This is a genomic window from Cyclobacteriaceae bacterium (assembly GCA_030584025.1).
Classification (GTDB): domain Bacteria; phylum Bacteroidota; class Bacteroidia; order Cytophagales; family Cyclobacteriaceae; genus UBA2336.
The window spans coordinates 3,389,678-3,411,080 of sequence record CP129487.1 but is presented as its reverse complement, the minus strand read 5'-3'; the positions used below and the strand labels follow the sequence as shown (position 1 = coordinate 3,411,080).

The following is a 21,403-nucleotide window of genomic DNA, read 5'->3' as shown; positions in this document are numbered from 1 at the left end:
AGACCAAAACAAAACACATATAAAACTACCAAAAGTTACTAATAACTTTATTAAATGTTACCAAATATATTTTGCTAACCTTTGATTTTGAACATTTTTGATAGTTTTGGAAGGGGACAGCTTATGATTGGTGATAAAATTCGGTCATTTCGGTTAGCCAAAAACTTAACCATACGAGAGCTCGCTGATAAAGTGGGGGTTTCTCATGTGATGATTACAAGTTATGAGAATGGCAGGGCTAACCCCCGCCCAAAGGTTCTACAACGTATTGCGGATATATTCGGAGTTAGTAAGGAAGACTTCACAAATTCTGAACCGCAAGCTTTAATTGCTAAAGAAAATGATCTCTCAAAGTTTGATAAACTTTGCTCGGAGTGTAAATCATTAGATCCAGTTACATTTTCAGGATTAGTAATAATTATGGAGAAGCTAGTTGATAGACAGAAGACTATTGAATTTTTTCGGAATAGAGAAAGTGATTAATTGATTTGGATTATTTCATTCCTATTAGAATTATAAGAGAAATCAATTAGTTTCTAAAAGTGATTACATTCGGTAAATGTATAAACCCGAGTATATATCCATTTAACTGCTTCTAAACTTACAGACCACCTCAGCTGTAATCACCTCACCGTACTCAATCGGCTTGTCGCCCAGGGCGAGCTAAAAAAAAACCACCTGGTGGGATCCCTCATTAGATGTTCTCACTCAATAGGGCAAAACGGGTATGGGTTTGAGGGTATTCTTCCTAATATTCTTCATTCAGACCATTTGAGATTCAAAGCCCACTTTGTGTGCTCTCCAATTTTATAAAGTGTCTTAGTCTTTCGACTATCATAACCCAACGATTGAATGAGAGAAGCGTCTGCCCATTTCACATAATCCGTGTCTCCTTTTTGATATAATTCTTCGAGTTTCTTTTCTTGATCTGGGGTGGGGATAAAATCCAGAACGTCATACTGGAGTATCTCCCAACAATCCCAGTTTGACGCACGCTTCAGGGGAGTAATAATTGATTTTCTAAAATGATAATTAATATAGGGAAACGCCTTTTGATCCAAAAGCTTACCCTTACCCTCGATTAGCTCTTCATAGAATTCGCGCCAGTGGGAAATTTCCCTATCCTTTGCACTATTAAACCAGTCGATAAATTTGATGGCATTTTTTGCAGGAACGAAGACAGCAAGATCATCTTTCTTTAGTCCGCTTGTAGGCATCTTTATGTCATCAATAGCATCAAAGTCATTTAAAACTTTTTGTGTCAGTGCCAATCTTTTGTACTTACCACCAACATGTTGGTAGTGGTCCCAGTTTGAGTTCTTCACAAGTAGGTACTTGTCATTTACTTTTATTCGGTAAAGGTACGACATCGAGAATCGGACATGGTCGCCCCATAAACCCAACCACCAGCACGTTATTGCCAACCAGATGCGATTGCGATTCGCGTATCCATCATATGCTAGCTCGACCGTAAATAGCAACACAAACATTGCTAACCCAGTCCCTACAAATTCCGGACGCAGCTCGTCACTCATGAAATATTTCCCGACTATGATCAGGAGCGATGCGGCAATTATTTGTAACAGATATTTCATATGATTTTGGGGCTAGGTTTCACTTGAGATATCGTTTCTTTCAGGATTTTAAATGTAAGCTCCTCTTTAGGAAAGCATTTAGCAATCGCTTCCGGAAGTATTCTTAATCGAATATCCGAAAAGGAGTAACTGATGTCATTATTTTTCTCGGGCCCTGTCAGATCCGCCAATTCCTTTAGCTCTCTTTCATTTAGTGAAACCCCCTCAAGACTTTTTGCAAAGAGTTCCATCCTTTCTTCGAATGACGGTCTTTGAAATTCTAGTACAACAGCAGCACGCCTTACAATTGCCTCATCTATGAAATGAAGTCTGTTGGTTGACATAAAGACAACAGCTCTACCTTTTAAGTCCCTTATCTCGTCAATTTTTTGAATCAATGTATTGACAGCTGCCTTTTCCTCCTGGTGCATTTGCATGGTGGAGCGCGTAGTGGCAATAGCATCAGCTTCGTCAATGAAAAGGAATGCCAGTCTTTTTTTGCCCGCTTCAGTTTTCAGTTTGTCGAACGCATCGTTCACTAAGTTACCCATCTGACCGTGTAATCCTTCGCCTCGAACCCTTGTACTCAGTTTAAGGAAGAAACCTTCCTTCCCTAACTCTCTCACCATCCTGTCAGCGATGGCTTCTGCAGATACGGTTTTTCCTGTACCCGCGTCCCCCGCCAAGATTATCAGCGGATGTCGGTCAATCAATTGACTTATAACCGGTAATTCAGTTTTATAAAAATGCTTGCTCCATTTAACCAAGCCCTCCTGATCAAGGAGTAATTTAAGGTTACCATGTATACGTTGGAATTTGGTTTCAAATCCAATCAGATGAGCAGCTCTATCCCTCACCGCGTTACTAGGTAATTCTATTGTACTGTCAAAAATTGTAGTTGCCATTACTTGAAGTTGTCTTTTTTCAATTCGTAACCATTGCTGCCATACACTTGGGCTCCAGTCTTTGATAAATGGGAATAAGAGTTGTCGATTGTGGAAGGGCCCCAATTCCGTCTAAAGCCTTTATCCTGTTCGAACTTTGACTGTTGTTCCTTCGAAAGGCCATCCCAAGCTTTATTGTTCTTGACGATCACAGTTAAATATGTACTTGCCACATTTGGCCAATCATTGCTTCCAGCCCTATCACTTTGTACAGCTTTTCCTTTTTCGTCCACAGTATATCGTGCCGCTCGTATTGGCTTATTACTCAGGTCAAGTAAAGTTATATCTACATAGTCAAGGTACTTCGATTCGGCCCAGGCCATGATGTCGTGTAATGTATCCTCAACGTCTTTTCCTGACAGCTTCTCAGTGCGCGCTGCGATCATTCGAAAGTCTGCACTAAAACCTTCGAATGTTTTTCGAATATCAACTACGGTATAGGTTGATGTACTGGTATAGGTGTTATACATATTATTCTAATGGTTCAATGTTAAATGATGATCCAAATACCCGCTTCCACTCGTCAATTGTTTCACCCTCGAAGTTTTTTGATTGTGCGATACAAAGTGACTCAAAGGCATCATTGGCTTCTGTTATCACTTCCTTCCAAGTTTCCTCATCCAACTTCTTAGCTGAATTGTTTTCGTTATTGGTGGGGTCAGCGACAAAAATTGGCGTGCTGAACACAGGCACTTTCCCAATTGCATCCTTAAATGAAATAATCGGAAAATTGGGATCGCTTAAGAACTTGAAGAATCGAATCAATCCATCTTCTATGTTTTCAGAGCAACCTTTAGTCTGTTCTAAATGGGAAACGATGAGTTCGATCGTGAATGAAGAAATTCCAGCTTCATCGTCCACTGGCTTAAGTTCCTTATAATTCCGCCACCACTTTGCAGCTCGGACGATAGCCGTAAAAGAAGGGTTCTGCGTTCTTCTGTCGTCAGCGAAACTCAATTGCTTTGTGACACTGGTGACATACTTTTTTCCGCCTCCGCCACGCTGAGGCTGTACAACATATTCCTTAGGTGTCGGTAGGGGTACTACCGGTACGATGTCGACTTCCAGACCTGAACCAGTGAATTTGATCTTAATTGATTTGGTATTACCCTCTGCATCCACATCGCGGTTGATGTCCTTGGTCGGATAAATTTCACTAAGATACTCCACGACAAAGTCGTGGAGTTTTTTTAGGTCATTCTGTAAATTTTCGTCTCCCTCAACATAAAGAACAAGGTCCACATCGATTGGGTGTTCTCCCGTTGGCCGTAAGATTGTGCGTTTTTTCCAAGACCCGGCTATGATAAACCTAGTAACTTTGAGACCGGTCCTCTTGTCATTCTTGATCTTTTCCTCAAGCTTTTCCCTCAGATTATTAATCTGATCTCGGTATTTGGGCATATTGTCTCTCCTCAGCTTGATCCGAGTTATGAAATTCTGCAATTGTCCATTTGTAAGCCGCATATAGAACTATGTTATTCTGAATATTCAAAATAACTCAGCAAGTGTGACATCTAATGTCAACCTTTAAGACCTGTTATTGAAATAGGGAGATTTGCCCAAAAAGCGAGGTTTTAGGAAAAAAAATCTGGTCAGAGTGGGAGCCTTACGCTACCTGGACACTCTGATTTATGCGGTCAATCAACTGTAATAGCTCCTTCCGCTCCTGGTCGGAGAAGTTATCAAGACCCTTACCATCATCAACAAATGGCGACTCGTACAGCATGTCCTTTTCAACAATACCGTTTGAGACGTAGGAATTAATCAAGAGTTCAAGGACTGAAAACTGTTCGGTTGTGGCATTATGCGCCTTAGCAAAACTGTTGAAGATTGCGTTTGCTGCTTCCTGGTCAAGGCCCAACGAACGCCTTATCAATTCAGTTAATGGCTTACCATCCAACGCCTTTAAGTAAGCTTCTCGGTCTTGTATTCTACTTTCTGAGAAAAATATGTCATTAAGTCTGTTTGCCTCTTCTACCGTTATAGGTTGAGCAGTTCTTATTTTCTGCACAACGAGATCATTCTTGTGCTGATGGATAAGGTTTTCCATTCGCCTTAGGTAGTCAGCTGAAGTAAAGCTTGCGTATGTAGATGCTCCCTCTTCCGCCATGGTTCCGGTGAATGTATCTGTGAGGTTGGTGTAAATGGTGCGCTTCTCATCTTTATCAACAAATCGAATCAGGTCACGTAGCTCAGTACGAACCTTTTCAAGTTCAGGTAATGATACGCTACTCCAATATTCTTCCCGCATCAAAGAACGAATCAGAGTTTCCTTTGCTTTAATAGCTTCAACAGTCCTTTTTTTGAACAGACCTTCTGCTATTCGCCTAATACGTGTTGCACTCAATACTTCTCCAGGATCCTTCCTAAGACGTTGCTCTTGCAGACTCATTATGTTAATATCAAAACGCAAAGCATCTTCTTCAATTTCTTCATCGTTCTGAAAACGGATCAATGGACTTATGTGCTCTATAATTTCCCTAACAGCAGGCTTACCAAGTGCATACCAATTTTCGAAGCTCTTATATTTCTCTACGTAAGGAAGCTCTGCCTTAACTAAATAGCTCCTCGTATCAAGTAACTGTACTTCTTTATGCAATTCATCAAGCATTTTGGTACCAAGCTCATGTAACGAGTTGTCATCTTGCTCGGCTAATGCGCGACCAAGTTTTAGACGCATATTAAAATAGCGTTCACTTAACATCTGGTTTCGACTACTACTATCTATTTCTGGGTTTTCATCAAAGAATTCAAAATTCCGACACCAGTCGAAAACGAGGAAGTATTCCTTATCGAACCCGGGACCGAAGAGATCTTTTACCGGCCGTGTTCCACGACCAAGCATTTGCCAGAACTTTGTATAGGATCGAACCGGTTTACAGAATACCAGGTTCACGATTTCTGGAATATTTACTCCGGTCTCAAGCAAGTCTTCCGTAATGGCTATCTGTGGCAGTTTTTCGGCTGTTCTGAAATCATCATACTTTGACTTATCCTTTCCATCGATCACCCTAAGAAGTTTTCCACCGTGCTCAGGATAAAGCTCATCAAACACGGTTTCAACAAACTTAGCATGATCGTGCTTGCTTACAAAAATGATTGTTTTACCAATTCGTTCACCTCCTGCTACGCGTAGGCCTTTTTCCATAAGCTTTTCAAGAATCATGCGAACCGTATCTTTATTCATGATCCATTGGTGAACCTGAGAAGCTGCTACTGCATCGGGGATTTCTCCTGTATCTGGGTCGGCAAACTTGACTTCGTATTCAGCCTTCTCTTCATCGTTCTTCAGGTCTTTGTAGGTGATGCCTTCTGAATAAAACTTGGTCTGAACAGGTACTTTCTTAAATGGCTTCAGCACGCCAAGGGCAACTCCTTCTTCAAGTTCGAATGAATAAGTCGGGTCCTTATCCTCTAAGCCGAATATCTTATACGTGTTCCGGTCTTTGTCCTTCTTCGGTGTTGCCGTGAGCCCGACTTTGAAGCCATCGAAGTAATAGAAGATCGCCTTGTACTTGTTATACACACTTCGATGGATTTCATCAAAAATGATCAGGTCGAAAACACCGGGGCCAATGGTTCTGCTTCCATCATCTTCGCGGGCATTATCGATCAGGTTGTGAAGCGTTTGATAGGTTGAAAACACGATACGACTCCGTAATGGATCTTTGTCATCGCGCAAGTCGCTCAATGAATAATCTACAAGATATTGATTGAAGTCGCCTTTGGCTTGGGTAACGAGAAAATCCCGGTCAGCAATAAAGAGCACGTTCTTGATCCAGTGGGCTTTGCTGAGGAAATCGACCAATGCCGCAGCTGTGCGTGTTTTACCCGATCCCGTTGCCATCACCAAAAGAGCAGCACGAAGTTTTTCTGTGGTAAAAGCTTCTGCAACACTTTCGAGCGCTTTAGTCTGATAAAGGCGGTCGATGATGTTGTTGTTGATGTTGGAGATAAGTAATGGCTTTCGTTCTCTTCGACTGATGAGTCGTTCGAGCTCGCCTTTCCGGTAGAAGCCATTGACTGGTCGTTGAATGTAGCCTGTTGCGGGGTGATCATCCCACAACCAAATCGTTAACCCGTTGGTGTAGAAAATGATAGGACGTTGTGCGAATTGTTGTTCGAGCTCATTGGCATAACCTTCGGCCTGGCCGCGACCCACTTTCGCATCGTGCATGGTTCGCTTCGCCTCGACCACGGCAAGCGGTTTACCATCATTTCCCCAAAGCACATAGTCTGCGCGTTTGCCGCTGGGAAGCAGATACTCCTGCACATTCGGTGCATTGAGATCCCAGCCTGCATCCATCAGTGCAAGGTCAATATAATCTTTGCGTGTTTGCTTTTCATCGATGGCCAGTACATGCGGCTTGCCTGTGGATGATTGCTTCTTAAGCTCTTCATTGCTCTTCTGCTTTTTAAGGTTCTCGAGATCGAGAGACGCCACCCTTGCGAGATCGACTGCAGGCGCAGCCTTTACGAAGCACAGGTCGAACGCGTTTACCTGAGTTCCGGAAGGTCCTGCGTAGCGATAATAAAACCAAGTGGCTACGTTGTGAAGATTGCGGAGAATTACTTTGGCCTTATCGGGTTTTGATTTACCTGCGCTCTGGCGCGGATCGAAGGCATGGTCTAAATGAACGGTGTCATTACCCGCGTTGAGCACCAGCTCTGCGCTTTGCAGCACACCAGTGTTGTGACGTTTCTCATATTCATCCCTTACCACAAGCTGGGCAAGCTGTGTGTGAGTTAGAAACTGTGGATTAAAAAGCAATACCCCGAGCGTATGTTTTGCCTTTTCATCCTTTAAAGTTGGATACGGAAGGCTTTCGATGTTGTAGATGGACTTGACAATTCCCTCCAGGCTTTTGCGCGACAGCATGAGCGACACTTCCGGCTGAGTGAGCGCAGCGTTTTCTGCATCATTGCAAAGCTCGTATAAACCCGGAAAATCCGGTTGCAGGAAAGAGAAGTTAGAGGCCATCTTTTAGCTGGGGGTTGCTATTGCTACATCTTACTAAAGTTAAATGTTTACGATTCTTTTACCAACTCCCCTTTAAAGGCTTTTTGGAGTAGACCTTGGAATAAAAAATCGGATTGCTTATATGATTTAAGTACAATTGAAGTAGACGATTCTATCTTCTCAATCTTTCGTTTGAATTCTGATTGTAGAGACATTGGTGGTAACGGAATCTCAAACAGATTAATTTTAGACAATGTAAATCTCTTAATTGCAGCTCCGGCCATGTAGTTCCGAATCAGATTCTCCTTTACTTTTTCATGATTCAGCCAACTTTTTAGGTAGTAATTATTCAAATTTTTCCCATCTGGCTTTATTAATGCTAAACTAGAGAGCATGCTGAATTCAAAATCATAATGATTTATCGCGGCAATTCCTGTCGTTGCTCCGTCCTTGATATATAAAACATCACCTTTTTCCGGACGGCATCGTGCAAAGATTTTTTGATGTTCTTCAAGTGAAACATACGTTGGATCTGAATAGAAATCTAGGCCTGAAAGCTTCAGGTGCTTTGCTGTTATATATGGTACTCCAGAATCCGAAGGAGGTGGAGAGAAGTGCGTACCGTCAGTGATTTGTACGCAGACTGAGCTGAGTTGTAGCCTATCCCAACCCTTCGCGTTCATTACCGGATCACCAAACATATCATGAAAAATGCTTTGCGCGAGTTTGTCGTAGTGCTCGAGCAATTGTTTGTCTTTCTGGCGGAGGCTATCGGCTTTGTCGAGAATGGCAGCAATCTTTTTCTGAATGGGTAAGGGAGGGAGAGGGATTTTTGTTTCCTTCAAATATTTGAAATGCCTATTGTACCCAGCATCCGGAAGCTTAATCGTTTGAAGAAAATAGTAAAGATATTTTGGATGCAACTCATCGACCGTTTCAAGCACCTTCACACCATCTGCACCAAGCACAAAAGGAAAATCGATATACTTTATCGTCTTAGTGTGATCACCAAAAATTACATACGGCTTTTTTACGTTGATTGTGTAGTCGTCTTCATTTACGAAGCCGGCAATCGTCTCCTTTCCCTGATCAACAACAGGTATCAAACCGACCTTCTGATATTCTGAAGTTTGGTATTTCTTTTTGCCTCCTGTGACATCCGTCACAAGTGAAGTAAAATCAATTGAACGATAACTCATTTCAATAACAACTCAAGTTCCGACAATTCCTTATTGCGTTGTTCATCCAGTTTCCGAATAGCTTTAATAATATCCCTCGGCTTCTCATACTCAACCTCCACATGTTCAATCAGCCGGTATCGATTCATGCTTAAGTCGTAGTTGTTCTTTGCAAGCTCCTCCTTGTTAACGAAAAAACTCTCGGTGTTTCTTCCCTTCTCCGGTAGCTTCTCCACTTGCTTGTGATGGGCTTTCAAATTGCGCCAGGTATGGAGAATCCGTGGGAGGTCGGTACCTTTCACTTCAGCAGTTGCCTCCAATTGTTTGAAGTTTTCGAACTCCGGTGCCTGTGGCGTGCGTTTGTCATCGAGTGAATAACCATCGGCTCTCATCTCGCAGAACCACACATCCTTCGTTCCGCCTTTGCCTGATTTTTGGAAGATGAGAATCGCGGTACTGACTCCAGCGTAAGGCTTGAAGACACCACTTGGCATTGAGATGACCGCCTGCAGGTGATGGCGCTCGATCAACTCTTTTCTGATGTCAACATTGGCTTTATTGCTTCCAAACAACACACCATCGGGTACAATCACCGCAGCACGGCCACCGGGCTTCAATCCACGCAGCATAAGCGCAAGGAATAATAATTCGGTTTTCTTCGTCTTTACCGTTTTCGTCAGCTCGTTGTAGATCACATCTTCATCCAGGCTCCCTTTGAATGGTGGATTGGCAAGCATGAGCGTACACGACTCAAAAAATCCTGCATTGGCCTGGCTCAGCGCATCTACATCTTTTAGTTGCACGCCTTCAATACCGTGCAGCATCATGTTCATGGCACCAATGCGCAACATGGTTGGATCAAACTCCATGCCCATGAACATCTTGTTCTCGAAGTGCTTTTTGTTCTCAGTCTTCAGCAGTTCCTTCGGGTACTTCTCGCGGATGTATTCACTCGCAGTAACGAGGAAGCCACACGATCCCGCGCTCGGATCGCAGACAACATCATCAAGGGTAGGTTCCATCATCGCCACCATTAGCTTGATGATATGGCGCGGTGTGCGGAATTGTCCGTTTTGTCCCGCGCTCGCGATCTTGCTCAAGAGATACTCGTACACATCTCCTTTCGTATCGCGGTTGCTCATATCAATCTTATTAAGCAAATCCACGACTAATGAAAGTAAACGCGGTGTTGGAATCATGAAAGTAGCCCCTTTCATGTATCTACTGAATGTACTTTTCTGACTATTACCGAGTGAACGAATAAATGCGAACACACCTTCATCTTTCGTAAACAACTGGTACATGATCTCAGCATCCTTATCCTTGAACTTACTCCAACGAAGTTCATATTGCTTCTTCGTAAAAATTGGATCCTCAATAGGCTTGCCGAGATCGTTCGCTTTCTTCTCTTTTAAAGTCTGAATTTCATCAAGACGCTTGATAAAAAGCAAATAGGTAATTTGTTCCATTACAAGTAATGGGTTTGCTAACCCTCCAGACCAGAAGGTATCCCATACTTTATCAATTTGTGAGCGTAGTTCGCCAGTAATCATCTTAGTCTTAATCTTTAATAATGGAATTAAACCAATGGTAGCACCCAAAATGGGAATACACAAGTCCCAAGATCATATCGGCTGAGGGATAATCTCCGTTGTCATTCTCTGGCGTATGAGCTGCGTAAGTTGATGCGGTAAAGTATATGTTTTTAATTACGTTACTTATGTAACCTGGCAATTCCTTATTTGATCTGGCCTTTAAATCTACTCCAAAAAAATCCGTAATCGTAATGGTTCTATTCCCAAGTGTGGCTGCTTTTCCGCGAGGTGGATTCTCCCTGTTGATTTTTTCAATGTATGATTTGAGCTCAAACGGTGGATTGTAATAGTGGAGAGGAATTGTGTCAACGAGTGCTTCATTGAGTCTCCTTAAATTGTCAAGTGTACTTTTCTTCCAAAGGAAATCCTCATTACCATTGTTTAGATCATCAAGGACTTTAAGCAGAATTGTTTGATTCTCTCTTGAGAAATATCTCATTGAAAACCCAAAAACTGCAGGATAGCTATTTTTCAGTTTTTCGGAAGGCAGCTTTGCTACTTCAATTTTAAGAAACGCTATGACGTCCTCGAACTTAGTTTTTGACTTATCAAAAACCCTTAGAATTTGATCGTTTAATGAAGTAATTGGTTCTATTTCTGGATGAAAGCCTGTATATATAACAACTGGTACAAACCTTCCTTTTGCACGTTGTTCTCGCAACCAAGTTACCGCCTCTATTAAGTGCCGCTTATCTTCACCCTTTGAACTGTCTCGTAATTTCCCTTTGCCATCGATGATGACAGCATGATATTTGTTGAAGTTACTATCCAACTCTACTTGCGCATTCTCCCAGTCATCATAACAATTTAAATCACAGTTGAGCGCAGCACCAATCTCCCGACTGGATTGTCGAAACGCAGCATTGTCGTCACTAAGTAAAATTCGAATCATGTGCTAATTTTATAAGGTAAGCGAATTTTAAAAGCAATACCCGGAATAAACGCATGCGAAAGCATAGCTGTGGTACTTTGTTTTGAGTTAATATATAAAATAGTACCTTCTTGGAGTTCCTGAATTTCAAATGTTCCATCGTGTAGTTGAATAGCTCGATTCATCAAATATCCTCCAATTCCTGCGCCACGACTTGTGCCGGATTTGCCTCCAAAAGAAATAAAATTTTCAAAAGTAAATCCCTCAGGAAGTTTTTTGCCATTGTTCATCATGGTTATTTCTATCCAAAGTTCATCTTCGCTAATTGAAAATTCAAACAGTATCATTTTTCTGGATACAGCTTCTTCTGAAAAGCCATGTTTTACACTATTTAAAAGAAAGTTTTTCACAACTTTAGAAAATAGAGTTTTATCAAGCATTGCCACATAACGTTCTTTTCTTTCTCGTTCACTTCTTTCATAGAATACACTAACCCCGTTTAGCTGATCACTCATTTGATTTACCTGACTCTTGAAGTAATCTTTAAGTTCAACTCGTTCACGGTTTAAGTTTGATCTTTTAAGGTTTAGTAAGCTTTGCATGTCAACAAAAAGGTTGCCCATTTCTCGTAACACTGACTCTTGTTCAGTTACTATTTGGGCCAATGTTCGAGCATCTGGCAGATCAACGATCTTTTCATCCCATGAAACCGGGGTTCCTTCTGCATTTTTACGATTAACAAAAAGTTTTAATGAAGTAATGCCGCTATCAAGTAAAACTTGAAGGTTTGAAAATTCATGCTTTATAGCTGAAATGAGAGTTCCTTGAGTTTCCTCCTCTACTTGTTCACGATCAATTTTAGAAATACGATGAGATTGATCCTTGGCTCTATAAATTTTCAAAAGCTGCTTTTCCTGCTCATCAAGCGAAGGAACCTTCACTTTTAACTGAAGCAAGTCCTTTAGCTGTAGGAAGACTTGAGCAGACCCAGCTCTAATTTGATCTAATTGCTGATTAAAATAGGGCTGATTGAGTTGCAATACCAAGTACTCTTTACTTATTACTGATTCCTCTGGATAAAGTGCAATAATATTGGAACTGAAGGCAGCAGATGATATAGGTGTAGTAGCGGAGAATATAGTTGGTTTCAATTTGTTGCCGACTTTTGCTACTAGCACTGCACCATCCCATGCAAGTGCATTTGGCTTAACCAATGACATCTTACCCACATGAGTTGATATTTCATGAGCTGGCAATACAAAATCAATATCTGAGTCAGATAGGTCTTTAATAGTAATGAAAGGTATTCCTTCGCGAGAATCAAGGTACTTCTTACTAATAACGGCTCCAGTCGAATAAGTCTTTAAGACACTCTCAAGCGTTTGAAATCCAGGACCAAGTGAAATTTCATTTAGGTATCTGTTAGCATTCAAAAGAAGATCATTTTGAAGAACTCTATCAATATTAACAACAACCGTTTTGTCACTATCTCGATATGTACCTGCTGGCTCAGACACCGCGAATGGTACATTTGCAGATTCTCCAACATTTCCTAGTTCATCCTCACTAATCTGCTTGAAAATAATTCTTCCCCTTAGCTCTTCCGATTTGTTCTTATTAAGAATGAGCAGTGATGTATTAACCGCAGAATACGGCTTAAAACTTCCAGATGGGAATGAGTGTACGGCTTCTATCCAATCATTCAGAAGCAACATACGTTTTATCTCCTTGGAACTGTTATCATTTGTAAAAAGGAAACCATCCGGGATTAAAATGATAGCTTTTCCATATGGCTGAAGCAGGTGAAGAGCCAGCTGTATGTGAATATTCTCTCCTCTAGCACTTGATCTAAAAAAACTAGCTGGAAGTTTAGATAAATCATCGGGTGTATATCGAATCCCGAACGGGGGATGGGTGACAACATAACTAAATTGTCCGTGCTCGAGTGGAGTTCCTAGTAAATTAATGGAATTGCCTTGGCTATATACTACGTCACCCAAACCGTGAAGAATCAAATTCATCTTCCCCAGAATCACACTGACTCCATTGATGTCCTGGAGAACACTACCAGAGCCGCCACCGGACTTGAGTAGTTCAGTGGCCAAACCAGCATTTCCAGCGAAGGGATCACACAAAGTCTCACCTGGTTTAATTTTTATCAAGGATGAGATGTACTTGGAGATTAGCTCAGGAGTTGAAGATTCTCCAGTATCGCGGCCCCAGCCTGAAAATGAATTCAGAAAATAATTAAATGTCTTGCAAAATTCCTTATGAGAAATTGAATCCGGTGAAAAATCAAACAACGTAAGGTCACCAATAATTTGCTGCAGCGTGTCGCTGTTAAGGCTTCTGAAAGTAAAAGCTAACTCATCAGTGGCACCTGCAAAATCGATGTGTTTGGAGAGCCTCGTAACTGCATCCATTATATGAGACTTTAAATCCTCACCGAAGCCATTATTGAAGTGGGTACCAAAATAACTTTCACCTGCTTTTACTTCTGACGAGCGGAAATAAAACAATAAGAACCCAAGAACTAAATCAGGATTGGTAATGGATTTAGACCGCAGCTTATCTGCAATATGAAAGAGGAGATTGTTTAGGCTTGCACTTGACTTGCCATGTAGCATGATCTCATTACCCACTTTTTGAAACAAACCGGGATAATTGTTTACACGAGCAGATATCTGTCCAGCTGAAACATTTTCACCTGCCGCCTTCTTATACAGACCCCTTTCATTTATGATCTCCACAATTTCTTGGGCAGTCATCGGACTACCAAATTCTATCAAGACAAGTTCTATTGCTTCGTGCAGTGTCATTTCGTTTCTAAATACAATGCGAATTAAGGTTCTGTACGTGACATTTTAAGTCACTCTATTTGTATTGGGCCCTAGATTTTTCCAAAATCACCTTGACTTCATCTCTCAGATAAATTGGCTCAAGAACTTCTATCCCATCACCAAACCCAAGAATTGTGGCTTTGAGTTCGTAGTTGATCATTAGGTTAAGTTTTATTATCCAACTGCCATCTGTCTCTCTGCTAACTTCTTCCTGATCCTTGTGTATTGGTTTTGATTCAACGTGCTGTACTGAAACAGGATTGACCTTCAAAATTATGTCTTCAGGTTTCCCGTTATAATCAATTGAGACTCCAATAGCTTTATCAAAGAAGGTATCTGGATGAAATAAATCATTTACGATATATTCCTCCTTTGATACTTTGATCTTTTGAATACGATCTAACCCGAGAGTAAGTACCCTGTTTGATTTTTCGTCTCTCCCTATTAACCACCATCTATTACGATACTCTTTTAGCAAGTAGGGGTGAACTACAAATTCCTTTGGAGCTGGATGCTTATATGACTGATAGGTTACTTCAATAGCTGTTTGTTCACGAATCGCATCAAAAAGGTCGTTGAATTTATCAGCACCCTTGGCGCGAGTATGATTTTCAAACTGTACAATGGTTTGATTATCCGGCACATTGGTGTGTATTCGGTTTGCAAGCTTTCCTATTATTAAATCCAATTCATCCATCATTTGAAAGTTTTCAACTTTTCTTAAAATACTAATCGCTTGTTTGAGCGCTCGCAGATCGTCACCATCTAAGGGAATATTCTTAAGAGAGAATGTTTCCGTATAGTAATAGTACATATCGCCTTTAATTGGACGGTGTAAGGGAGCTCTCTTCGATTCGAGGTAGTCGAAGTCTCTGCGGAGCGTCCGTATGTCAATTGTTTCGCCATCCAAATTCTGGAGCTTTTCGTTGACCCTTTCCAATAATTCCTTGCCTGTCCATTTTCCATGAGCTAACAATTCGTCCAAAATTTCGGCTCTTTCGTGGGGTTTTCTGGTAGGGGGCATAACTTCTGATCTTTGGGCGATAATAGCCAATTATCGCCAGAAAAGCCCCCAAATGGCTCAAAAACACCAATCTAGCAGGCTTGCTGCAGCAATTTGTCGTCATCAAGTTCAAGTGCCTTGATACTTTGGACAGCTCCGCCCGCTATTCCCCGAACGTCACCATACAAGGCAACCGTGTTTTCCATTACCTTGAAAATCTGCTTTTCTCTCCTAGCGAAATTTGCAATAGCCTGCGTTCGCTCCTTTTGAAGATCTGAATTCATCAGTTCAAACGCCTCCCGAATTGCATCCACTCTTTGACGAAACTCGTTGCCAGTTAAATAATCGTAGAGCAACTTCATTTTATCTCCTTTATTATCATGTGCCGCAATCACTTCTCCAATCCGGATCAAGGTATGCCTCATCAATAGAGAGACACTCTTGAATTCTGTGAAGGAACATATCCAAATTCCATCTACTTGTCCAAACCGCGTTAAATTACCGGGCATTGCTTCCGTTACGATTACACCTAATTCCGTCTGGCGAAGACGCATATCTTCCTTCAGTTTTACAATCCATTCCTTGTTAAATGTCTTGGTACGCTTACTTTCATAGAGAATCTTGCCACATTCGTTACCGTAAGTATCCTTGACAATATGAACGCAATCTGCTCCACGTACACCTTTAGATATCTCAAGAATTTCATCTCGCGAGAACGTGTTCCTTAAGTAATCCTCTATGGCAATCTCTTGAACTTCCCCCTGCAACGGCATACTGCCCTGTTCGGCTTTTCTTTGCATCTCTTCGGCCATACGTGTTTGTACATCCAATTTCTTCTGTAGTTCTAAAAGTTTTAAACGTTCTTCTTCGCGTACCTTATCAACTAGTTCTGTAGCTGCTTTCTTTATCGTAATCTCCATAGATTCTTGTTGACGTTTAAGGTCCGCTTCCTTTGCTTGGAACACAAGTTCGGCTTTAGCTTTTGCTATTTGCTCTGCTTCCTCTCGGATTTTTGCTTCCCCTTCAAGAATTCGTTTTTGTATCTCTAACTCAGAGCGCTCTTCTTTCTCCTTGAGCTCCCTTTCCTTCTGGACAAGGATCAAAGATTGTTTTTCGAGCTCTTTAATTTTCTGGCTCTTTTGTGAGGCTTCCTCTTCAAGCATTTGTACTTTTTCCAAATATTCAGCTTGGGTTTTGGCTATAGCGCGATCCTCAATAATCTTGCTATTAGCCATCATTTTTTCGGCATACTCCTTTTCCAAATGAGAACGCAAATGACTTTCAATTGCTTTTTCAGGAGAAAATTGATGCCCACATTCAGGACAGGTGATTTGAAGCAAGGTGTTTTCCATAGCCAAATGGATTTATGTGTTTGACTATGCATAGGTACGTTCGGGCACTGACATTTTATGTCCTCTATCAAATAACCTCGATTTCAGACCCAATTTTATAGATTGTGGAATTCGAGACCTGCTTCAAGATTGACCTGGATTATAAAAGGGTGCGTTGCTTATCTGGATGAGAGTATCTACCTTCTTAATGTTCCATGTTATGCAATTCAATACGCCCCCCTCTTTGGATACATCCCGTGCGTCTATTGTTTTAAGTGTTTGGTTTGGGAATAACTGCTCAAATAATCTTATGGCCACATCATCTTCCTGTATGTTAAAAGTTGGTAGAACAATAAGATTATTCATCTGAAGGTAATTGATATACAATCCATCCGCAGATTCGCGATTCAAATTCTTGTATGGGGTGAATGGAATTTTAATTACCCCCAAGTGATTATTCGTTAATTCATTGATCAGTTTGCGTTGAAAATCGGGTTGGTTGTTTGGCTTATAATTATTAATTAAAACAGTATCGTTGTCATAGTATCGTACGATTCCATCTGCATGACCTGTATAATCACCTGGTTCCTGGGGGATGATTATGACTTTGCACTCAAAGAGATGCTCTAATTCATCGATTAACTCAGGCTTAGTATAATTAGGATTCTCCTTAAAGATTTTATCGGTAAGGATTACCCAGTTGTTCCCTTTTATCACATTTCCACCGTCAATTTTAATCTGACTTTCATGGGTACTTATCCCAATCGCTTCACAAACTTGTTTATTATCGGTTTGCGTAGATATGTAGGTGGTATTTTGCAGGTAATCTGGCTGGTACTTAAATCGGATAAACTTATTATGTTCCACCTGAATAGGCATATAGTCTACACACCAGATGTCTTTGGTAGATGGAAGCAATCCATAATCAACTTTTTGATCTTGTAGCAGTTGGGTGAATGATTTAAAAAATGTCTTCTTTTTGGCTAGCAGATTTGATAAATAAAGGAAGTCCGTTTTGTCATCGGTAATCATTAGTACGGTTTAACTTTTCTTACTCTGATGTTTAGCTGCTTTAACATTACTTTCGATTGAGGCTTTTAGATTTTTTACAATGGATTCGGTTAGCAATTTCGAAACCTCTTTATGTGACGTTTGACTAAGCTCTTGGTAAGCTGCGGAAGATAGCTTCTCACTGCTTTTCTGGGTTTTTCTTTTACTCTTCATTTCTGATTATGGTAATGTCTTGAATATCCCCTATAAACCTTTCCTGGAATCTTGCCCTTTCTATCCGTTCTTTCCAAATGGTTTTAATTGATTGGCTAATTCGTTTAAATTCTTCTTCCGTGAATTCATCAGTCTTTGCATTATTGCACCAGTAGCAACACATCACACAATTTTGAGGCGTATATTCGAAGTTAGAATTAAGTCTATCAATTTCAAGATTCCATCCACGCAAGTTCTTTTTGTTCAATTGTCCATACGTAACTAGTGTTTCAATTTCTGATTTCGTTATTTCACAGTAGTAACATTGCTCTACTTTTATTAATTCAATGAATTTCGCTTCTGGGAATTTAGAGGGGAATGTATTAGAAATATAATCTTGCTTACATTCCTGAATAAACATTTCATTATTCTTTTTTAGCTGCTCAATATCTTCATATATTTTTTTTATGGATTTTCCCTTGATGGCATACCCTAACTCCCTTTGCCAATAAACAGTGGCATATTCGTGAGCAAGCTCCTCAGTTATTTGAAATGACTGAAAGTCTTTCAAGGTAAATTCATGCCTATTTTGCTTGGATAAGTTATAGAAGAATAAGTTCAATTTTGTTTTAAAGCTGTCCTTAGCTTTTGTTTTGTAATTCATGATGTGTAGTTGATTCAAAGTAAGAAACGGGTATATTATTGATAAGTTATAAACAGTGAAAATGAATTAAATCCATTATTTAAATTTCATGATTATAACTATTCAGCCTTTGTTGACGGGCTCTATTCAAATTTAGTATTTAGATAATTATAAATGAGTCGGATTATGGTCTAACATTAACCGTCAGCCTTCCAATTGGGTTTGTAATTGGGCTTTAGATGAACTATCTTCATTAGGGTTTATCAATAGAATAGGCATGGATTCATACAGACAGCTTAATGATTTACTGAATCAACTAGAAAAGGAATCTCCTTTGCTAGAAAAGTTTAACCCCATTTTAATTGATTTTGCAAAGTCTGGCCTTTCCATTTTTCTAACCAAAGAAGACTTTCTGCACTGGGTGAATAGCCCTTCATTTGATTGCCATGGGAAGTGTCCTAAGGATTCGATGGCTGATATTTCTGGGATAAGGGACCTGACAACAATACTGAACAGAATTAGTCACGGAATTCCTTATTAAAACATGCTTTTTACTTCATGGAAATCCGCCAAGGCCCTCTCTCCGGGGAACAGGTCTTCAAATAATCATTGGTAAAATTTTTTGACACTAAGTTCAGGCTGGTAAATATGACGGAATTTTGGAGTTTGAAGTAAGCCTGGTCAAATCACCCTTTCTTGGAGTCGTTAAACCTATTCGTGTCACTTAATCTATATAATTGAATTCTCAAAGTACTTGTAGATATAAATACAACTGACACAAACTGTCTGTAAGTATGCTTACTTCGCTTAGACAAATTGTTTCTTGAGACCTTAATTCTGTTAAACTATGAATACTATTAATAACCTCAAAAGGCCTGAATATTTAAAGGCACTCCACAGCTATTTTCATAAAACGAAGGGATATATTAACCCATCCATTGTTTCTAAGGTTGAACCAGAAATAGAGCTGGTAACAAACTATGAGCAGATGAACAAAGCTGTGTTCTTGAATAGAAAGGAAATTATGATCCGAAGAATTTCAAACTTCACAGCTCATGTAATGGGTGCTATTGTTTATGCATTTCTATTTATCTACACAATGAACCAAATTCTGAATCTTTCGATTAACTACTCTCCGTTTAATATTTCATTATTGGTTTTATTGATAATCGGCTGGAGAACAAAATTCAGATTATTCCCCATGACAGATATTGTGAATGCTTAACCCATATACCAAGGAATAGCTCATCACTCGGTTGAGACCTGGCATCTATACTGAACAGAATTAGTCATGGGATTATCTATTAAAAGAATGGATTGTTGACTCACAATCAATCCCCCAAGGGATTTAAGCTTATCAGGATATTAAATTCTAATCAATTAAGACCGGCTATTCCGAGCTGAATACTATTGCGACTGAAAAGATATAATTTTAAATTACCTCTAGCTATGAACGTCCATATTTCATTACATATCGAATCACTAAGCAAGTTTCTTACCTTCATACGAGAGAAGCGATTAACTTCAATCAAAGATTCAGGCTTAGACTTGAGAGTCTTAAACAGATTAAATTTGACAGGTAGGATACTGGCAGTACTATCGTGATTTAATGGTGAGCAAATAAGGGTCAGCTTTACCGTTTCAAGGTTCATCCTTTTTGTAGCCTCTTAAACCCGCAATTAAATAAACACAAGGCGATAGGTTCTAAAAGTAGACGCCTGTTTATTATCTTTCGATTACAAATAACCAATAAGACATTCTAGTGTCAAGGGAACGCATAATTAAAATGTCCATCTGGACTCTTGTAATTGGATTCTTCTTATCCAGATGTGTAGAAGCTATTCAAACAGCTATGCCATATGAACATAAAATGGTTGAACGCGATATAATCATGTCACCCATGGATAGATATGGGAGTATTATTCATATATACCAGGATGGTGCAACATATTCTATTAAGTCGTATGGTGTCTTTTATTTAGAAGATTTGGATACACTTCGAGGAAGGAAATGTCGAATGCACTATTTGAATAGAAGGGCATTCGGATTCTTACCAACCTATAGACTCTGTAAATTGGAGTGTGATGGTAAGGTTATATTTGATCATATTAGGTATAAAGGCTCAGAATATATGGGTGACCGTTATGTAAAAGTAGCGAATGAGGAATGGATCGAAGAGTGGGGTAATAGTGTGGAGAAAAATGCTCTATTAAAGCGAAGGGCGTTAAGAAGCGCTAGTCTTGATAGTCTGGGTAAATGAAAGCTCTTTTTCTCTTTAAAGTTGAAAACCAAAAGCTGATTCTCAGCAATTATTTTTGGATTATTCTGGCATTATATGCAGTTCTCCAAGTGGGGCTTATGCCTATACTGTCAACAAAGGCAGAGACAGTATTGAATATTCAACCAGCTGATGTGCAACCAGCTGTTTTAACGCTGGCTCATTATTGGATAGGGGGAGCATTAAAGTTCTTACCTGCCATGATCATTATAATCTCCCAGTCCAATGAATTTGAATACAAGACAATAAGACAAACAATAATGGATGGTTGGAGTAAGTTAGAGTTTGTCTTAAGTAAAACCTCCGGTGTTCTGATGGTCGCTGCATTGTCAGTTTTAGTTACCCTTGTCGCAAGTTTTGCTTCATGGCGACCAGGTGATCCAGGAAGTGTTGATATTACCGTGAGGATGTTATTGAGTGTTGGGTTGTTTATTGAAATCACCACGTACTTGATGATAACGTTACTGATAACCACCATTGTTAGAAATCCGGCCCTTGTTCTGGTAGCATTAGGCCTGTTAACAGCAGGTGAATTTTTATTGGTCGATGATCTTGAAAGTAAGTGGGAGGGTATTAGTCAATACTTCCCGATCTATGCGCTAAACCATCCATTTGAACCAGGTATCAAGACAGGGCCTTTACATTTCAATTTTGTGACCATTCAAACCTCTTTAATGACAATGATCGGAGTTCTAATACTGAATGTGTTCTATCTGAAAAAAATTGACTTATAGTATGGTAAACTGCTAGAAAATCAAATTACCATTACAGCTACTCCCCATATAATATAAAATCGAAATAGACTGAGTCTCCTTTCTCCACCCGGGCCATCTTATAATTCGATGACAATCGACCAAATACGCTTGGTTCATCAACATATGTTATAGTTAAGGTCTGACCAATAAGTGATGAATCAAATCGATGAAAGATAGGTTTAATATCCCGATATCGTATGCGGTATCGCGTATTATCCTTTTGGTCAT

At 40.1% G+C, this 21,403-nt stretch carries 16 protein-coding genes; 3 read left to right on the top strand and 13 right to left on the bottom strand.

The window, feature by feature from the left end; genetic code table 11:
• Positions 1 to 87 precede the first annotated feature (87 nt).
• A complete protein-coding gene (locus QY309_15345; protein ID WKZ59229.1) occupies positions 88 to 483 on the top strand; it encodes a helix-turn-helix transcriptional regulator in 396 nt (131 codons plus the stop codon).
• A 275-nt stretch (positions 484 to 758) separates the two neighbouring features.
• Here QY309_15345 and QY309_15340 read toward each other — a convergent pair whose 3' ends face one another.
• The 13 genes from QY309_15340 to QY309_15280 form a co-directional block, all read right to left on the bottom strand.
• A complete protein-coding gene (locus tag QY309_15340) occupies positions 759 to 1,595 on the bottom strand; it encodes a hypothetical protein (GenBank protein ID WKZ59228.1) in 837 nt (278 codons plus the stop codon).
• On the bottom strand, positions 1,592 to 2,479 hold the full coding sequence (locus QY309_15335) for an ATP-binding protein (protein WKZ59227.1): 888 nt from the start codon (positions 2,477 to 2,479) through the stop codon (positions 1,592 to 1,594). Before QY309_15335 ends, QY309_15340 begins: the two co-directional genes overlap by 4 nt.
• Complete coding sequence (locus QY309_15330) at positions 2,479 to 2,988, bottom strand: hypothetical protein (protein ID WKZ59226.1); 510 nt, start codon at positions 2,986 to 2,988, stop codon at positions 2,479 to 2,481. Before QY309_15330 ends, QY309_15335 begins: the two co-directional genes overlap by 1 nt.
• A gap of 1 nt (position 2,989) precedes the next feature.
• Positions 2,990 to 3,982 carry a CBASS oligonucleotide cyclase gene (locus QY309_15325; GenBank protein ID WKZ59225.1) on the bottom strand — a complete coding sequence of 331 codons (993 nt, stop codon included), beginning with the start codon at positions 3,980 to 3,982 and terminating at the stop codon, positions 2,990 to 2,992.
• A 142-nt stretch (positions 3,983 to 4,124) separates the two neighbouring features.
• A complete protein-coding gene (locus QY309_15320; protein WKZ59224.1) occupies positions 4,125 to 7,499 on the bottom strand; it encodes a DEAD/DEAH box helicase family protein in 3,375 nt (1,124 codons plus the stop codon).
• Positions 7,500 to 7,546: 47 nt separating this feature from the next.
• Positions 7,547 to 8,677 carry a restriction endonuclease subunit S gene (locus QY309_15315; protein ID WKZ59223.1) on the bottom strand — a complete coding sequence of 377 codons (1,131 nt, stop codon included), beginning with the start codon at positions 8,675 to 8,677 and terminating at the stop codon, positions 7,547 to 7,549.
• Positions 8,674 to 10,209 (bottom strand): class I SAM-dependent DNA methyltransferase, encoded by a 1,536-nt coding sequence (locus tag QY309_15310; GenBank protein ID WKZ59222.1) that lies wholly within the window; start codon positions 10,207 to 10,209, stop codon positions 8,674 to 8,676. Before QY309_15310 ends, QY309_15315 begins: the two co-directional genes overlap by 4 nt.
• 7 nt (positions 10,210 to 10,216) lie before the next feature.
• Entirely contained in the window at positions 10,217 to 11,143 is a 927-nt protein-coding gene (locus QY309_15305) for a hypothetical protein (protein ID WKZ59221.1), read from the bottom strand.
• On the bottom strand, positions 11,140 to 13,941 hold the full coding sequence (locus tag QY309_15300; protein ID WKZ59220.1) for an N-6 DNA methylase: 2,802 nt from the start codon (positions 13,939 to 13,941) through the stop codon (positions 11,140 to 11,142). Before QY309_15300 ends, QY309_15305 begins: the two co-directional genes overlap by 4 nt.
• 55 nt (positions 13,942 to 13,996) lie before the next feature.
• A complete protein-coding gene (locus tag QY309_15295; GenBank protein WKZ59219.1) occupies positions 13,997 to 15,016 on the bottom strand; it encodes a WYL domain-containing protein in 1,020 nt (339 codons plus the stop codon).
• A gap of 41 nt (positions 15,017 to 15,057) precedes the next feature.
• Entirely contained in the window at positions 15,058 to 16,317 is a 1,260-nt protein-coding gene (locus QY309_15290; GenBank protein WKZ59218.1) for a DUF2130 domain-containing protein, read from the bottom strand.
• Between the two features lie 123 nt (positions 16,318 to 16,440).
• A complete protein-coding gene (locus QY309_15285) occupies positions 16,441 to 17,328 on the bottom strand; it encodes an agmatine deiminase family protein (protein WKZ59217.1) in 888 nt (295 codons plus the stop codon).
• A 181-nt stretch (positions 17,329 to 17,509) separates the two neighbouring features.
• Positions 17,510 to 18,163 carry a hypothetical protein gene (locus tag QY309_15280; GenBank protein ID WKZ59216.1) on the bottom strand — a complete coding sequence of 218 codons (654 nt, stop codon included), beginning with the start codon at positions 18,161 to 18,163 and terminating at the stop codon, positions 17,510 to 17,512.
• A gap of 826 nt (positions 18,164 to 18,989) precedes the next feature.
• Between QY309_15280 and QY309_15275 the strand changes: the two genes are divergently transcribed.
• The gene (locus QY309_15275; protein ID WKZ59215.1) at positions 18,990 to 19,367 is read left to right on the top strand and encodes a hypothetical protein; all 378 of its coding nucleotides are present in this window, start codon (positions 18,990 to 18,992) and stop codon (positions 19,365 to 19,367) included.
• Positions 19,368 to 20,398: 1,031 nt separating this feature from the next.
• Entirely contained in the window at positions 20,399 to 21,154 is a 756-nt protein-coding gene (locus QY309_15270; protein ID WKZ59214.1) for a hypothetical protein, read from the top strand.
• The last annotated feature ends 249 nt before the right edge of the window (positions 21,155 to 21,403 follow it).

Coding starts and splice junctions, on each gene's coding strand:
- QY309_15275 (WKZ59215.1), top strand. CDS start 18,990: ATGAATACTATTAATAACCTCAAAAGGCCTGAATATTTAAAGGCACTC.
- QY309_15290 (WKZ59218.1), bottom strand. CDS start 16,317: ATGGAAAACACCTTGCTTCAAATCACCTGTCCTGAATGTGGGCATCAA.
- QY309_15285 (WKZ59217.1), bottom strand. CDS start 17,328: ATGATTACCGATGACAAAACGGACTTCCTTTATTTATCAAATCTGCTA.
- QY309_15270 (WKZ59214.1), top strand. CDS start 20,399: ATGAAAGCTCTTTTTCTCTTTAAAGTTGAAAACCAAAAGCTGATTCTC.
- QY309_15280 (WKZ59216.1), bottom strand. CDS start 18,163: ATGAATTACAAAACAAAAGCTAAGGACAGCTTTAAAACAAAATTGAAC.
- QY309_15340 (WKZ59228.1), bottom strand. CDS start 1,595: ATGAAATATCTGTTACAAATAATTGCCGCATCGCTCCTGATCATAGTC.
- QY309_15320 (WKZ59224.1), bottom strand. CDS start 7,499: ATGGCCTCTAACTTCTCTTTCCTGCAACCGGATTTTCCGGGTTTATAC.
- QY309_15305 (WKZ59221.1), bottom strand. CDS start 11,143: ATGATTCGAATTTTACTTAGTGACGACAATGCTGCGTTTCGACAATCC.
- QY309_15325 (WKZ59225.1), bottom strand. CDS start 3,982: ATGCGGCTTACAAATGGACAATTGCAGAATTTCATAACTCGGATCAAG.
- QY309_15330 (WKZ59226.1), bottom strand. CDS start 2,988: ATGTATAACACCTATACCAGTACATCAACCTATACCGTAGTTGATATT.
- QY309_15315 (WKZ59223.1), bottom strand. CDS start 8,677: ATGAGTTATCGTTCAATTGATTTTACTTCACTTGTGACGGATGTCACA.
- QY309_15310 (WKZ59222.1), bottom strand. CDS start 10,209: ATGATTACTGGCGAACTACGCTCACAAATTGATAAAGTATGGGATACC.
- QY309_15300 (WKZ59220.1), bottom strand. CDS start 13,941: ATGACACTGCACGAAGCAATAGAACTTGTCTTGATAGAATTTGGTAGT.
- QY309_15335 (WKZ59227.1), bottom strand. CDS start 2,479: ATGGCAACTACAATTTTTGACAGTACAATAGAATTACCTAGTAACGCG.